This is a genomic window from Paenibacillus profundus (assembly GCF_021369635.1).
Classification (GTDB): domain Bacteria; phylum Bacillota; class Bacilli; order Paenibacillales; family Paenibacillaceae; genus Paenibacillus_B; species Paenibacillus_B profundus.
The window spans coordinates 29,233-43,937 of sequence record NZ_JAJNBZ010000019.1; the positions used below are offsets into that span (position 1 = coordinate 29,233).

The following is a 14,705-nucleotide window of genomic DNA, read 5'->3' on the forward strand; positions in this document are numbered from 1 at the left end:
ATGATGAAGCTATTATTTCGCTTGAAAGACTCCTCGATTTTTATGAAAATCATGGCGGCGTTCATGACGGTGCTGCTTCCGCTCATTATGATCACGTGGCTCATCAATCACAAGGGAGCGGAAAGCATTCAGACGGAAATATCGCGGTCGACCATGAACACGACCCGGTTCTATCTCGATTCGCTCGAGAAGGAGGCGGATCGGATCATGCGATATTTGCCCAACTATGTTATGGACAGAGATTTGCTGGAACTAGCGGCGACGGGCAGAGATATGACCGATTACGAACGAGCGCAGAAAATAACGGCCATTCAGCAGCGGCTTGATCTAATGAAAAATTCGAGTCCGTTCATAAGGGAAGCGAAAGCTTACATTCCGCTGCTTGAACGAACCATTCTCAGTCTGCAATACGAAACGGCAATTGATCAGCAGGAATATAAGGCCATGCAGCTTAGCGCCAAGCATTACGATGAACCGTTCATCTATTGGCGGAATCGCTTGTTCATCAGCATGCAGTATCCAGCGAATTCCTTCAAGGAGCCGCTGTATGCCGTTAGTGTGGAGCTGTCCATTCGCGAAATAAAGGAGGCGCTTGACCAAATTGCCGGCTCGCTGGGCGGAGCAAGCGTGCTTTTGAATTTGGATCGCGACTGGGACATTCAGAGCAATGGCAATTCGGAATTGATGGAGCAGATCAAGGCTTTTGCGCAGGAGAAGCGGCGCGGAGGAATGGAAGAAGGCTACGAAATGGTGCGATATGGCAGCGAGAGCTATTTGACCGTGTATAAGTATTCTCCGTTATGGAATTCGTACTCGATCACGTGCATTCCGGAATCCACCATTTTGGGGCCGCTTCAGACGTATCGGCAATGGTTTTGGTGGGCATGCGCCCTCGCGATCTGCGTTGGGCTGTTCTTCTCGTATTCGCTGTTCAAGCTCATCTATCGTCCATTAATGCGACTGATCCATTCGTTTAAGCGGGTGCAGCGGTTCAATCTGCAGCCGATCCCGAACGATCGCGGACATGACGAGTTCGGTTATCTATATCAAGCCTTTAATGATACAATTCAATCATTGAAGACGTTGATCGAGCAAAATTATGAACAACAAATTCGCAACCAAAGGTCAGAGTTGAAACGGCTGCAAGCCCAAATCAATCCTCACTTTTTATACAACTGCTTCTTTGTGCTGTGCCGGTTAATCAAGTCTGAGCATAAGGAGAAGGCCTATCAATTTTGCTTGTACATCGGCGAATATTTTCAATTTATTACACGGAACGATGAAGACGAGATACCGCTTGAGCTGGAAGTGAAGCATTCCCGCACGTATGTGGATATGCAGTCGATCTGCTACGGAGATCGCATCCGCGTCTGGTTCGACGTAGAGACACCGCACATCTTCGTTCCACGTCTCATTCTGCAGCCCATTATCGAGAATGCCTATAAGCATGCACTCGGCAACTTGTTGGCAACCGGCGAATTGTGGGTGCACAGTGAGCAGAAGGCGGAAGGGATTGCAATCTGCGTAGAGGACAACGGCAACAGCATGAGCGATGAAGAGCTGGAGCGGTTGTTGAATCGATTCAGACATTCCGCGGAATGTATCGACGAAACGACGGGACTTATTAATGTGCATCGGCGGATTCAGCTCCGTTATGGCGCAGATTACGGAATTGAGGTATCTCGCTCCGAGCTTGGCGGACTCAGAGTGCATATCTATCTCGGCATGAAGTAAAGGAGGAACCTGCATGTATCGGCTGCTCATCGTCGACGATCTGCCTATTATTGTAGATGGCCTGCTTGAACTGTTCGAACAGACGGAACGTTTGGAACTCGATATTATGAAAGCGTATTCTGGCGAAGAGGCTTTGGATGTGTTGCAGAATTACCGCGTCGATATCGTCATTTCAGACATCAAGATGCCGGGACTGGAAGGGATTGAATTATTGCAAGAAATCAAATCCCAATGGCCGGCCTGCAAAGTCATCTTTCTGACCGGGTACAACGATTTCCATTATATTCAGAGCGCCATCACCTGCGGCGGGTTCGATTACATCTTGAAGGTGGAGAGCGACGATAAGATCATTCGCTCTGTCGAACGGGCGATCGCGTTGCTGGAGGAAGAAGGCGACCAGCGCCAAATGGTAGAGCGGGCCAACAACCGTATGCGGCAGGCGCTGCCTTTGCTGCAGAAGGAGTACGCTTGGGAGCTTCTGCAAGGAAAGCAGGAGACGGCAAGCGAGTTGGCACGGCATTTGCGGGAATTCGATATTCCTCTGCAGGCGGATCTGCCGGTGCTGCTGTTGCTCGGGCGAGTGGATGCATGGAAAGACACGTTCACGACGCCGGACAAGGCGCTGCTTATTTACGGGGTGCAAAATATAACCGAGGAATATGTAGCACCATATGTGCGCTGTTATTCATGTGTATACGACACGTCCAAAATCGTCTGGCTCATCCAACCGCGGGAGCTCGCGCTGGCAAGCCTTGCTTCGGAGCCATCTGCATCCTGCGAGATGCAAGCGTCAGGCGTATCCGATTCTGCTGCATGGAGAAACATGTACTCGTGCTTAAGCGACACGCTGGAGACGGTTCAGCGGACTTGCAAGCAGCTGCTGCAAGTGTCTGTTTCATTCGCTATGAGCAGCGGACCGACAGAGTGGCACACCGTCTCCGACCGCTTCCATATGCTGAAGTATTGTTTCGTATATGGCCTTGGCTTGTCCAGCGAGGTCATTCTGACTGACTCTGACATCTTGAAGCAGCAAGAGAGCGAGACAGGAGGGACAACGAACGATTTTTTTCGCCATACCCGCATTCAGCTGCTCGTGAAATGCCTGGAGAACAACCATCGGGAGGAATATTACAAGCTGTATCTCCATCTGACGAAAATATGGAGTGACGATACGTACGCCTATGAACGAAAAATGGAGTTGTATCATTCCATGGCGGCCACTTTTTTGTCGTTCTTGAGCCAAAATGAAGCGTTCAAGCAGAAGGTAATCACTGTCCTCGACTTGGCTCCATTATACCAGAGGGACGATTCGGTATCTTGGCTGAATTTGAAGCAGTATTTTTTGAAAATGGCCGATTGCTTGTTTGAACGACAGGCTGCACAAGGGGAGCAGATACCGGTTGAATTAGTCAAAAAAGTACACCGGTATATCGAAGATAACGTAGCGACCGATATATCGCTGTGTGCCATCGCAGATTATGTCGGGTTGAATCCATCTTATTTTTCCAGACTATACAAGCAGATGACCGGGATTGGGCTATCCGACTATATTAACGACTATCGCAACTTGCAAGCGAAAAAATGGCTGCTGAACAGCTCCATGAAGGTCAATGAAATCGCAGTTGCGCTTGGCTATAATTCTGCATTGGCCTTTATCCGGTTTTTCAAGAAGCAAAATCAATCGACACCGCAAGAATATCGGATGCAGCGCCAATACAAGGAAGTCAACAACGGTATATGAAAGTAAGGAGCAATCTATATAACGCTAAACGAAGCCGGCCCGAGCTCAAGATTTCTTATATTTTGGCTCGGGCACGGCCTCGTCACTTAAACGTTCACTTGATCTGAAAGATTATGATTCGTTTCAAACGTATTTTACAGTTTAGCTCCACTATTTTGCGGGGGCGAAGTAAGCCCCATTGGAAAATATACAGTCAAATGTATCATCGAACGCAATCGCTTATCGGAAGATAATTAGTTCAACTTATATAGATTGAAGAAAAAGGTTATTCACTTACTATTTATGGATACATCAGGGAAGATTGACAACGAGTTCCTATATTGATACAGTATGAATAACGAGGCATTTCGCTCCATACAGGGCGAGATGCCTTCGTGCATATTTGTGCCTTTTTACATTTAATGGACAACTGAGAAAGGAATGATGCAATGATTCAGGTGAAGGAGTTTTTAGATTTAGGTACCGCTTCAGCGGAGAAGAAGGCCAATGAATTTTTGGCTACGCTGCAAGACGACCAAGTGATCGATATTAAGTATTCGGCAGGTTATCGCTCGAATCGTGATACATCTGAGCAGAGAAGCTGCATTATGGTCATTTATCGAACCAACGATCATACAGGCATGCATGAGCCGTAGTGACGGGCAAAATAATGAATACGTAGAGGAGTTAATTGATATGACACATTGTTTTAAAGCGGTAACAAGAACGAATGAGAAGCGCTCCGCCTTGCGGGAACTGCGCAACGAGGGAAGAATCCCTTGCGTTATTCTCGACAAAGGAAGCAGCACCATGATTCATATCGACTCGAAGGAATTTACAAAATGGGTCAGAGATGGTCTTAGCAATAAGCTGGGGCTGAGCATTGACGGGGCAGGCAGCGTGTCCGTAGAAGTGAAGGCCATTCAGCGCCATCCGGTCACGAACGAAATTCTCCATGTCGATCTGCTTCCTGCAGACGGCGTGGCTGCTATTGCTTAGAGCCAAATCATACGTATGATAATCTGTATGGACTCATAAACCTTATCATATGGTAAAAAGAAGTCAGGGGAACAATGCCTCTGGCTTCTTTTTGAGTTGGGGGTTCATGAAGGTATACGGGGCCGTCTTCTGAAAGCCTGCACAGCGTATCTCTTTCTTCAAGTTCTTGGTCCATTTGGGTCGTGAGACCATATTCTGATGGAAGGGGAGAGTGAAGCAAGGCGGTCGGAGGAACAACTTGCCCATACTCCAAACGCCATTTAACCTGCTAATTCCCCAGTGATGATGGACAATTAACAAGCTTTACGAATGAAAATTGCAAAAAAGTTTCACAAGAATGCCGAATGGCAAACCATTTTGATGTAAAATATGATATATATCATCAATAGGAAACAATCGAGGTGTAGCATGATTATTTTGAAGAGCAAACAAGAAATTATGGAAATGCAGAAGTCGGGCAAGCTTCTGGCCCAATGCCACGCAGAAATTAAAAACATGATCAAACCGGGTGTGACCACACATGACATCGACCAATTCGTAGAAAAATTTCTCGAGCAGCATGGAGCGACACCCGAGCAGAAAGGGTATCACGGCTATCCCTTCGCGACTTGCGCTTCCGTCAATGACGTCATCTGCCATGGCTTCCCGAACAAGGAATTGTTGAAGGAAGGGGATATCGTCACGATCGACATGGTCGTCAATCTCAATGGCGCTTTGTCCGACTCGGCTTGGAGCTATCGGGTAGGGGAGGTGTCGGAAGAGGCCGATCGATTGTTGAAGGTGACGGAGCAATGCCTGCACCTGGGTATCGAGCAGGCGGTCGTAGGCAACCGGATTGGAGACATCGGCTACGCCATTCAACATCACGCCGAACCGCTCGGCTATTCAGTCGTAAGGGACTTCATCGGACATGGCATTGGAAAAAGCATGCACGAGGAGCCGCAAGTCCCTCATTACGGCATTCGCAACCGCGGTGTAAGATTGAAGGAAGGCATGGTCATTACGATTGAACCGATGCTGAACACAGGAGCGTATCATGTCAAGCTGGACAGCGACGGCTGGACCGCTCGAACGGCGGACGGCAGCCTGTCCGCTCAGTATGAGCATACGCTTGCCATTACGGAGGATGGTCCGCTCATTTTGACTAAGCTGTAATCCGTATCTATCATACTGAACATGCTTAGCATGAACCGTGCGCTCCCTAAAACGGTGTTCCGTGGCGGGAGCGCATTTTTGTTTTTTCATCGGATTTATCCCGTATGCCGTAGAGAGCGCGAACGATTATTCCTGCAAGCCGATCGCAGCAATTAAAATGAAGAAGGAAATCCAAAAATAAAGTAAGATAATCCAATGAATTGTGAACGGCAATAGTTATAATAGCACTATACCATTAGAAGTGTTATTAATTATGGGATGTAGCATTCGATTTTGATTCAACCAAGAGAGAGAAGCAGATAAAGAGGTGTCTAGGATATGAGTGTGAAGGCAATCTTGCTGGGGGCCGGAGTGCGTGGCGCGGAAGTATACGCGAAGCATGCATTGCAATACCCGGAAGAACTGCAATTTGTAGCCGTTGCCGAACCGGATGAGAAAAGACGGGCTTCTTTCGCGCGAGAGTATAATATTGCTGACGAACATGTATATGCGGACTGGAAGGACGTATTTCAACAGCCTCGCTTCGCGGATGCCGTATTCATTTGCACGCAGGATCGGATGCATTACGACGCAGCGATGACAGCGCTTGAAAAAGGGTATCATATCTTGCTCGAAAAGCCAATCTCGCCATCGCCTATCGAATGTGTAGAGATTGAGGAGGCTGCACTGCGGCACCGTCGCATTTTAACGATATGCTATGTTCTCCGTTACACGCCGTTCTGGTCTACAATTAAACAGATTATCGATCGGGGCGATATTGGCAAGGTCGTAAATATCCAATTAAGCGAGAATGTGGGCTTTGCGCATATGGCACACAGCTATGTGCGAGGCAACTGGCGCAGCACGGAGCATTCCAGCCCGATGATACTTGCGAAGTCGTGCCACGATCTAGATATTATTTTGTGGCTGATGGCCCAAGATTGCAAGCGGTTAACTTCATTCGGCTCTCTGTTTCACTTCAAGAAGGAAAATATGCCGGAGGGGGCAACCGAGCATTGCACAGACAGTTGTCCGCATGTTGAGGACTGCTGTTATTCCGACTTGCGTTATTATTTAGGAGAAGGCCGCCGACGCGCGCTTCATTTCTCTACAGATCTATCTGATGAAAGTATTCGCGAGACGGTTGGCCATACGCCATATGGCCGCTGTGTATACCGATGTGACAATGACGTCGTCGATCACCAAGTGGTTAATATGGAATTTGAAAATGGAGCGACGGCCTCTTTCACCTTATCGGCATTTACCCATGATAGCTCGCGTACGGTGCAGATTTCAGGGACACGTGGTGAAATTAGAGGGAATATGCAGAAGCAATCATTCACGGTGTTTGATTTTGCAAGCAACCGCTCTCATGAAATAAAGGTCCATGATGAAGGAAGTGAAGGCTGCAGCATTATGCTTAGCGAGTTCTGCCATCTTATTCAATACCCGAATAATACGTATGCGCAAGCTTCGTTGCGTGGTTCCGTACAGAGCCATATGATGTCCTTTGCAGCAGAGGAATCTCGATTGCAGCATGGAAAACCGATAGAAATATCGGAAATTACACAACGCTACAGACAATTTTCCGGCTGTGAAGCAGTTGGTTCTTGTTAATGGCATTGGAATTGTTCCGAATTATGAAGCCTGGAGGAGTGTGTTTACTAACGCAAACCATTGTTATGATAAATCGCCCGCTTCAGGCTTTAGCATCACTGAACGTGGAGATAGCTGCCCTCTGTCCGACGGGTATGTCAGGTAGTTCACTGAACAGGATCTGGAGGAAGGGTTATCGCTATCTCCATTTATCATTATTGATAGCTCCCCCATGGGAAAAACTTAATTCCGACGACGATGATGATGCCCAGAATATCTGCCTGGAGCATGTTGCCGATTATTTTCAAGAATACTTGGACAATTAGAAGGGCAAGGGAATCGATGTTTTGCATCAAGAACGTCATCGTAGCCGATCGCCGATATAGAAGGAGGTTGCACGCTCTTGAAAAAATTATTGATATCCGCTATTTTCACCATTGCCGTCGTCGGCGCGATATGGTTCGTGTATAAGTCACAATCTGATGATGGCTCAAGCGATTCAATCGTCAGCGCCATCGAGAAGGTGCGCGGGGACGCGTATGTCGGTTATATCATTCATGAACAGCCGTTAGAGGGCGGAGTCGTCGTATTCTTCCTGCGGAATGCTACTGGAAACAAATCCGGATCTGCGGTCTCTACGGAATATGTGAAGAAGACACCATCAGGTTGGAAATGGGGATATGGCGGCAGTTTCTCTGCTTCCAATTTACATATGACGCTTCCTGAGCAGCAAGCGCGTGACAACCCCATTCCGATTGGCAATGCAAGCATGTATGTGCCGAGCACGGCAGGCTCGGAATTCGGGGACAGCCCATTTCCGGTGCTCGTCGGCGTCGTCGTACATCCAGACGAGGCGAGAGTGGTTGTCAAGGATGGAGTGAAGGGGCTTGAAAGGCAAGCGGAGCTCATCAAAGTAAGCGATTCGTTCAAATTGTACTATACTTTTTTGGATGAGGTTCAGGGACAAAAGCTGTATATTACGACTTATAATGACAATGGCGACATCGTGCGGGAGGATATCGTCGATGAAACGGTGACTACTACTACGACGACCGGTCCAGAATAGCGAAAACAATGAATGAGGTGCAGCATGGGAGATCGAATCTATTTTATTAACAATCCGTGGCCGAATGGTCATCGCATCAGCACCGCATTTCATCGCATCCGGTTCGACCGGGCAGACAACGACGCCTATACGATTCATTGGCAAGGGAAGGCGGCTTTGACGTAAGCCGGGGATGAAGAATTCAAGTATGATTTCAAGACGACGATCTCTGCGGCTGTATTTCAAGGCATAGAGATACATACGGAGATTGATGAGCGTGCGGCGCATCAGCTGCTGGAGCTAACGTCAGATAGAGCAAGGTAAAGAGTGTCAAAGTGCTCTTTTGTTCACTCTCCCCATGATTCAGATTAGCAATAAATAGGTCAGCAACAAAAGGCATTTCTACCGCACATTCTTCCAGGGGCCGCGTAATCTGTTGGATTTCCGATACGAATGGATTCGTGGCAACCGCATGAGCGGAACGGTCGTCGGGGGCAACATCCGCTGCTTTTTGAAGCTGGCGGGGACGGCGTACTTCCCGGATTTCACGGACACCGTCATTCAGCTGGAAAGCTTGGGCGAACGCGCGAATCGCATCGTGTCTCTCATCGCGCAGCTCCAGCAGCTCGGTGCCTTCGAACACTGTACCGGCATCATTCTCGGCTCCTTCACCGAGCTAGAGCAGCACGGGGAGTACGCCATCGTTGAAGAATACCTCGTAGCTCTGACGCAACGAAGAAGCATTCCTATCGTAAAAACGATTGAGATCGGGCATGAAAAGGAATGTAAAGGTATCGTCATCGGGAGTCAAATTGTATTAGATAGATGAGTGGCTAAGGGGAATAACAACCCATTCTAATGTTAGGAGGTTATGTTATGAAGCAAAACCAACTAAACGCTCAAGGCAATCCAAGCCTCTTTCTCGTAACAGGTATTATGGCATCCGGAAAATCAACGGTCGCGCAGCTATTGGCGGAACGATTCACGAAAGGAGTTCATGTGCGTGGAGATGCATTCCGCCGTATGATTGTGAGCGGGCACGAGGAAATGCTGCCTGACGCATCGAAGGAAGCGATTCGACAGCTGCATCTGCGGTACCGCTTGGCGGCAGCCGCAGCGGATGCGTACGTAGAAGCCGGATTCCATACGGTGGTACAAGACGTGATTGTAGGGGCCGAGGTCAACACATTCATTCAGTCCGTCAAGACCCGCCCTTTCTATATGGTCGTGCTCTGTCCGCGAACCGACATCGTGGCGGCCCGGGAAGCGGCCCGGAACAAGCAGGGCTACGGAATATGGACGGTATCGGATTTAGATCATATCCTTCACAATGAAACGCCTCGAATTGGCATGTGGCTCGACTCTTCCGAGCTGACCCCGGAGGAAACGGCCGATGAAATTTGGCGCAGGGCATGGACAGAGGCGCTAGTTTTGCCGTAGGCTTATAGTAGTTCAAAAAGGGACTCTTTTGGAACAGTGATAAGTAGAGACTCATTCGTAATGATCTCAGCTAAGGAAAGGATGAATTGCAATGGAACAATGGGAGTATAAGACGTTGAAAATTAAAACAGGGGGTTTCCTCGGCGGCAAGGTCGACGAAAAATCGTTCGAAGATGAGCTGAATCAGCTTGGCATGGATGGCTGGGAGTTAGTATCCTGCTTCGATACAAGTCTATCGGGCCAGACGACCGACGTCATCTCGGTATTCAAAAGGAGGAAGAAAATGTGATGCTGTTCACTGCCAATAGGATCCATGTCAGACCGCTCCGTGATAGTGACGCTACCCTGCTTGTCACGTGGCTGTCGGATCCCGAAGTGCTGCGTTATTATGAGGGCCGGGATCGCCCGCACGACCTCGCGATGGTCCAGAAGCATTTTTATGGGCGCTCCCGCGACATTACACCGTGCATTGTAGAGTATGATGATACGGCCATCGGATACATTCAATATTACTCGCTCGCGGAAGAAGAACGTCAGGAATATGGTTATGAAGAATCCGAGGGACGAATTTTCGGGATGGATCAATTTATCGGAGCAACGGAGTATTGGAACAAAGGGATTGGAACCGAGCTGGTTCAAGCCATGGCACGTCATTTAACAACGGAACATCATGCCGATAAAATCGTCATGGATCCGCAAACGTGGAATGAGCGTGCGCTTAAAGTGTATGAGAAGTGCGGATTTCATAAGGTCAAATTACTGCCGCAGCATGAATATCACGAAGGCGAAATGCGGGACTGCTGGCTCATTGAATACAAAGCAAACCAAGCGTGAAAAATCTCGGCATGCCATTACAATGTGAAAGGGAGGACATATGCTCTATCATTTCAGCGAGGAACCGGATATCGAAATATTCAAGCCACGGCCGCCGACTTCGTTTCCGCAATATCCGCCTATGGTATTCGCGATTGATGAGGCTAGCGCTGTGCATTACTTTTTCCCAAGGGACTGTCCCCGGGTCATCTATTGGAAAGCGGCGTGGACGACAGAGGAAGATCGCGATCTTTTCTTCGCGAATACGACCGTAGATAAAATTATCGTCGTCGAAAATGGGTGGCTGGAGCGAATCCGCAGTACGAAGCTATATGTATATACGTTTCCCGCGGAGAAGTTTCAATTGTTCGAAGAAGCCAAAACGGCTGGGTATTACACAGCTGCGGAGGAAATCGTTCCTTTGCAGGTCGAGCCGGTCGGCGATTTGCTAGAGCGGATCGCGAGCCAGCACGTAGAATTGCGGTTCACCCCGGATTTGCATCCCATTCGCAATAGCGTTATCGCTTCTACCCTGGATTTTTCCATCATTCGCTTCAAACATGCGGCGAAGGCGAACGCAACCATTGAGCATAGGAGAGAGCATTATGGTTAGAAAAGAGTATATCGACACGTTCACGAGCAATATGGAGCATACAGGTGTTAAGCTGCGGGATGAGGTTCATTCCGAAGGGCTGTGGCACCAAACGTTTCATTGTTGGTTATGGAGGGTGGAGAACGGGAAAGCGTACCTTTTGTTTCAAAGAAGACATAGCCAAAAGAAAGATTACGCCGGGCTATTGGATATTACGGCAGCAGGACATCTGGAAGCCGGGGAACGTCCGCTGGATGGCGTCCGAGAGTTGAGGGAGGAGCTAGGAATTGACTTGGATCCGTCACAGCTCACCTATACCGGTGTCATTTCCGATTCGATTAAGGGCGACAACATCATTGACAATGAGTTAGGACATGTTTTTTTCCATGAGTATCAAGGCTCTTTAACGGATTTCCGATTGCAGGAAGATGAAGTCACTTCGATTGTCACAGTCGAAGTTGGGCATTTTCGCTTGTTGTTTACCCATGAAGCAGAGAGCATTGCTGGAACAGAATTCGTGCCTGTGCACGGTCCTGCTGGCGTGGAAGTGAAGCTGACGATGGGCGATTTTGTTCCGCATGAACGTACATATTATGAGTTTATATTGGACCACCTAGCAAGTTGTGTGGAGTGAACCAGAGCCCGCAAATACTTGAAAATACTCGAAATTATAGTAGAAGGACTGAACTGCCAAGCATCGAAAGGAGTTACAGCAGATGAAGGAAGAAAGGGCACTGATAAAGGACTATTTGGATTCGTTTCTGAAAAACGTGGATCCATTAGCGTTCATGAGTGTGGAGGAAAATGTGCCGGATGATATGAGAGCCGGTGAAGTAGATGAAGAAGGTTGGGTGAACTGGAAGCTCATCCCCTCTACTATTACCGATGAGGAAATTCGGGAATTGGAAGCTGAGTTCTCGATCTCCTTTCCACCACTATTGAAGGCATTGCTCCAAACGTATCATTATATCGATCTACACTTCAATAACGTGAAGGAAGAGGACGGATATAAAGGCGATTGCCGATTCATTGAAATGCCTGCGATGTCGTCGGAGGACAGGGTGTCCAACTACCGGTTTCTGCTTCAGTCCTGGGAGCCGTTGTTAGCGGCAGGTTATGTTCCTTTTACGGAATGTGAAGACAGTCAAGGCCCTGTCTGCTTCGACACGTTGAGAATGGACGAAGACGGCGATTGCCCCGTCATATGGATTCTGCACGATTATTTGCATGAGCTGGGGGAAGATGGGTCTCGGGTACGAGCGAATGTGCTGCCGTACGTAAATGACATCTTTGCTTCATTCCGTGAAATGATCATGACGTTATGCTCACTGCGGAATACAGAAGAACAAAAAGAGGACTAATCTTCCAGGTCATAATCGCACGTCTCCAGATCATCCATAGGAACCTTCAATGCTTCTGACATGCCGGCCCTCCTTTCCCAACGAAGCTAGTTTGGAAAATGTTCTTTTTTTGTGGCTCACGAAAAAACTTCAGGTTAATCCAGATAAAGGCGTGCGCATTATGTGCGAGTTGATTGAACACCGGAAGCTGTATGTGAAAGACAAAGCCATTTTTATCGCAGGCGAGCAGAAGATAGAGGAGGCCCGTCCTTACTTGGAAGCGGCGCTCGCCGACTATCGAATCCCGCCTGCAGAGAGCGATCCGATTCGCGGTGGTGGCCGGGCTCACTCCAGACGCATATGCGACCAAGCCACAATTGCGCTAGACAAGCTGAATCAAGGTTAACGGCTGATAACTGGTGAGATGAGATTGGTGACATAACTGTTGCGCTTTGATAAGGAAACGGAGAGACAAGGCACGTGATTCGTTACGGTTGTATAACAGATATGATCCTTAGTGCTTCCAGTCAACGACTATACTCTGAAAAGATCTTATCGCCACTCTCCCTTTCATTCAGAATGATTCATCCCTCCGTATGGGGGAAGTTGTGTGCCTGTCTTCTCCCCGTTCCGTGCAACGTTAGTCCTCAGACTGTGCAGCAGTTCATGCTACCGCATAACTGCCATGCCACATCACAGTTGAGCGTTGGGCTGACTTGTGAAATCGTTGTTTTTGATCGAAGGGGAGAGTGACTATAAGCGCCAAACGGAGAGAGCTCGTCTCCCCAAATGTGGATTCGGACATTCATGGAATGACCGGACGACGTCCCTATGATGCGACGAACGGTCAGGGTCAGACAGCCATTCATAGGACCAGTGACTGGTCTTCGCTCACTAGTTTGCTGCTTAGGCAATGGCAGTCATCTCAAAATTCAATATCCTCATGTAACGGGTAAAGTGAAATACCCGATCGGTATGGTTGCTTGTTGCCCTCCAACTGCACAACTACAGTTAGCTTGTTCTGTGCAACGTTACTCCTCAGAATGTGCAGCAGTGCAGCATGGAATTACATTAGATCCAAGCGGCTGCTCAAGTAAATTTTGTCGTCTCGGTTGTAAAATAATATTGAAAACGATTTCATTTCTTGTTATACTCTGGGTGTGAGTCAGATGGAAGTGTGCCGAAGTGTACATAGCGATTCATTTTTCTGAAAATATATGACAGAGGCTGAGTTTTTAATGGACATTAAAATTGTGGATGTATCAAGAGCAGCAAAGGTTTCTCCGACGACCGTCTCCAGAGTATTGAATAATAACCCGCTGGTAAAGGCCGATACGAGGAAAAAGGTGCTGAAGGTTATTGAGGAATTGAATTATGTGCCCCATGCTGCTGCGAAAAATCTGCGACAGCAAAAAACGTTGACCCTAGGCGTGATTGTACCGGATATTATGGTGTCCTACTACACGAATCTGGTCAAAGGCATTCAGAACAAGGCCTACTCCGAGAAATTCAAAGTCATCATTTGTGATGCGCAAAACAATAAAGATATCGAATCGGAGTATTTGCAGCTGCTCACCAACCGAAGCGTGGACGGAATGATTTTGGTGGAGTCGATGTTATCCAAGCAAGAAGTGATGGAGCTTGTCGAACGAGGGTATGTAATCGGCACGATCGGGCGCAGCATTGTGGACCCTAAAATCTTCAACGTCCAGACCAATACGGCTGAGGTTGCCCAGCAAGCGGTGGAGCATCTCATTGAGCAGGGACATAAGGATATTGCATTCATCAGCGGCTATGCGCATGCCGTAGACAGCTTTGACCGTCTAGAAGGATATATTAAAGCTTTGAGAGATCATGGCATTCCATTTCGTCCGGAGCTTGTAGAGAACGGTGACTTCAACCAAGAAGGCGGTTATGCGGCAATACAGCGTCTTTGGGCCAAAGAACTTGATTTCACGGCAGTATTCTCGGCAAATGACGAGATGGCCTTAGGCGTGTATGATGCATGCCGGGAAGGGAGCATAGCCATTCCCCAAGAGCTCGCCATCGTTGGGGTTGATAATGAGAGGGTATCCCGATACTTGACGCCGCCCCTGAGCACGATCAACCAACTGAAGGTTGAAATGGGGTACGCTCTGGCTGAATTGCTAATTCGGCAGATCAACGGTGAGCTGGATGATGAACATGACCGAATAGCGATTATTGATTCTCAACTATGCATACGCGGTTCCTCGGATTATAAAAGAACATAAGTCCGGGCTTCTTAGCCGAGGACCCCTTTTATAAAATGCA

The 14,705-nt window shown here is 48.1% G+C and carries 18 protein-coding genes; 17 read left to right on the plus strand and 1 reads right to left on the minus strand.

Features of this window, described 5'->3' with window-relative positions; genetic code table 11:
- Positions 1-3: 3 nt before the first annotated feature.
- The 6 genes from LQV63_RS19990 (at position 4) to LQV63_RS20015 (ending at position 7,204) form a co-directional block, all read left to right on the plus strand.
- Positions 4-1,734 carry a sensor histidine kinase gene (locus tag LQV63_RS19990; protein ID WP_233698091.1) on the plus strand — a complete coding sequence of 577 codons (1,731 nt, stop codon included), beginning with the start codon at positions 4-6 and terminating at the stop codon, positions 1,732-1,734.
- Between the two features lie 13 nt (positions 1,735-1,747).
- Positions 1,748-3,475 carry a response regulator transcription factor gene (locus LQV63_RS19995; RefSeq protein ID WP_233698031.1) on the plus strand — a complete coding sequence of 576 codons (1,728 nt, stop codon included), beginning with the start codon at positions 1,748-1,750 and terminating at the stop codon, positions 3,473-3,475.
- A 428-nt stretch (positions 3,476-3,903) separates the two neighbouring features.
- Positions 3,904-4,110: a sporulation protein Cse60 gene (locus tag LQV63_RS20000; RefSeq protein ID WP_019420135.1), complete on the plus strand. Its 207-nt coding sequence runs from the start codon at positions 3,904-3,906 to the stop codon at positions 4,108-4,110.
- 40 nt (positions 4,111-4,150) lie between these two features.
- Positions 4,151-4,453, plus strand: coding sequence for a 50S ribosomal protein L25 (locus LQV63_RS20005; RefSeq protein ID WP_233698032.1), 303 nt, complete (start codon positions 4,151-4,153; stop codon positions 4,451-4,453).
- A gap of 408 nt (positions 4,454-4,861) precedes the next feature.
- Positions 4,862-5,608 (plus strand): type I methionyl aminopeptidase, encoded by a 747-nt coding sequence (gene map / locus LQV63_RS20010; protein WP_233698033.1) that lies wholly within the window; start codon positions 4,862-4,864, stop codon positions 5,606-5,608.
- A gap of 318 nt (positions 5,609-5,926) precedes the next feature.
- Positions 5,927-7,204 carry a Gfo/Idh/MocA family protein gene (locus tag LQV63_RS20015; RefSeq protein ID WP_233698034.1) on the plus strand — a complete coding sequence of 426 codons (1,278 nt, stop codon included), beginning with the start codon at positions 5,927-5,929 and terminating at the stop codon, positions 7,202-7,204.
- A 194-nt stretch (positions 7,205-7,398) separates the two neighbouring features.
- On the opposite strand, the gene LQV63_RS20020 is transcribed toward LQV63_RS20015, so the two are convergent.
- The gene (locus LQV63_RS20020) at positions 7,399-7,536 is read right to left on the minus strand and encodes a hypothetical protein (protein WP_233698035.1); all 138 of its coding nucleotides are present in this window, start codon (positions 7,534-7,536) and stop codon (positions 7,399-7,401) included.
- A gap of 50 nt (positions 7,537-7,586) precedes the next feature.
- On the opposite strand from LQV63_RS20020, the gene LQV63_RS20025 reads away from it, so the two are divergent.
- From LQV63_RS20025 to LQV63_RS20075, 11 genes are all read left to right on the plus strand, one after another.
- Positions 7,587-8,249, plus strand: coding sequence for a hypothetical protein (locus tag LQV63_RS20025; protein WP_233698036.1), 663 nt, complete (start codon positions 7,587-7,589; stop codon positions 8,247-8,249).
- A 24-nt stretch (positions 8,250-8,273) separates the two neighbouring features.
- Positions 8,274-8,414, plus strand: a complete 141-nt coding sequence (locus LQV63_RS20030) for a hypothetical protein (protein WP_233698037.1) — start codon at positions 8,274-8,276, stop codon at positions 8,412-8,414.
- 250 nt (positions 8,415-8,664) lie between these two features.
- Positions 8,665-9,057 carry a S66 peptidase family protein gene (locus LQV63_RS20035; RefSeq protein WP_233698038.1) on the plus strand — a complete coding sequence of 131 codons (393 nt, stop codon included), beginning with the start codon at positions 8,665-8,667 and terminating at the stop codon, positions 9,055-9,057.
- A gap of 47 nt (positions 9,058-9,104) precedes the next feature.
- Positions 9,105-9,668: an AAA family ATPase gene (locus LQV63_RS20040; protein ID WP_233698039.1), complete on the plus strand. Its 564-nt coding sequence runs from the start codon at positions 9,105-9,107 to the stop codon at positions 9,666-9,668.
- A gap of 91 nt (positions 9,669-9,759) precedes the next feature.
- Positions 9,760-9,957: a DUF4177 domain-containing protein gene (locus LQV63_RS20045; RefSeq protein WP_019420127.1), complete on the plus strand. Its 198-nt coding sequence runs from the start codon at positions 9,760-9,762 to the stop codon at positions 9,955-9,957.
- Positions 9,957-10,502, plus strand: coding sequence for a GNAT family N-acetyltransferase (locus tag LQV63_RS20050; protein WP_233698092.1), 546 nt, complete (start codon positions 9,957-9,959; stop codon positions 10,500-10,502). Before LQV63_RS20045 ends, LQV63_RS20050 begins: the two co-directional genes overlap by 1 nt.
- Positions 10,503-10,542: 40 nt before the next feature.
- Positions 10,543-11,094 carry a DUF6886 family protein gene (locus LQV63_RS20055; RefSeq protein ID WP_233698040.1) on the plus strand — a complete coding sequence of 184 codons (552 nt, stop codon included), beginning with the start codon at positions 10,543-10,545 and terminating at the stop codon, positions 11,092-11,094.
- Entirely contained in the window at positions 11,087-11,707 is a 621-nt protein-coding gene (locus LQV63_RS20060) for an NUDIX hydrolase (protein ID WP_233698041.1), read from the plus strand. Before LQV63_RS20055 ends, LQV63_RS20060 begins: the two co-directional genes overlap by 8 nt.
- Positions 11,708-11,789: 82 nt before the next feature.
- Complete coding sequence (locus tag LQV63_RS20065) at positions 11,790-12,434, plus strand: SMI1/KNR4 family protein (RefSeq protein WP_233698042.1); 645 nt, start codon at positions 11,790-11,792, stop codon at positions 12,432-12,434.
- Between the two features lie 160 nt (positions 12,435-12,594).
- Positions 12,595-12,819: a hypothetical protein gene (locus tag LQV63_RS20070; RefSeq protein WP_233698043.1), complete on the plus strand. Its 225-nt coding sequence runs from the start codon at positions 12,595-12,597 to the stop codon at positions 12,817-12,819.
- A gap of 832 nt (positions 12,820-13,651) precedes the next feature.
- Positions 13,652-14,665, plus strand: a complete 1,014-nt coding sequence (locus LQV63_RS20075; protein ID WP_019420121.1) for a LacI family DNA-binding transcriptional regulator — start codon at positions 13,652-13,654, stop codon at positions 14,663-14,665.
- Positions 14,666-14,705: the final 40 nt, after the last annotated feature.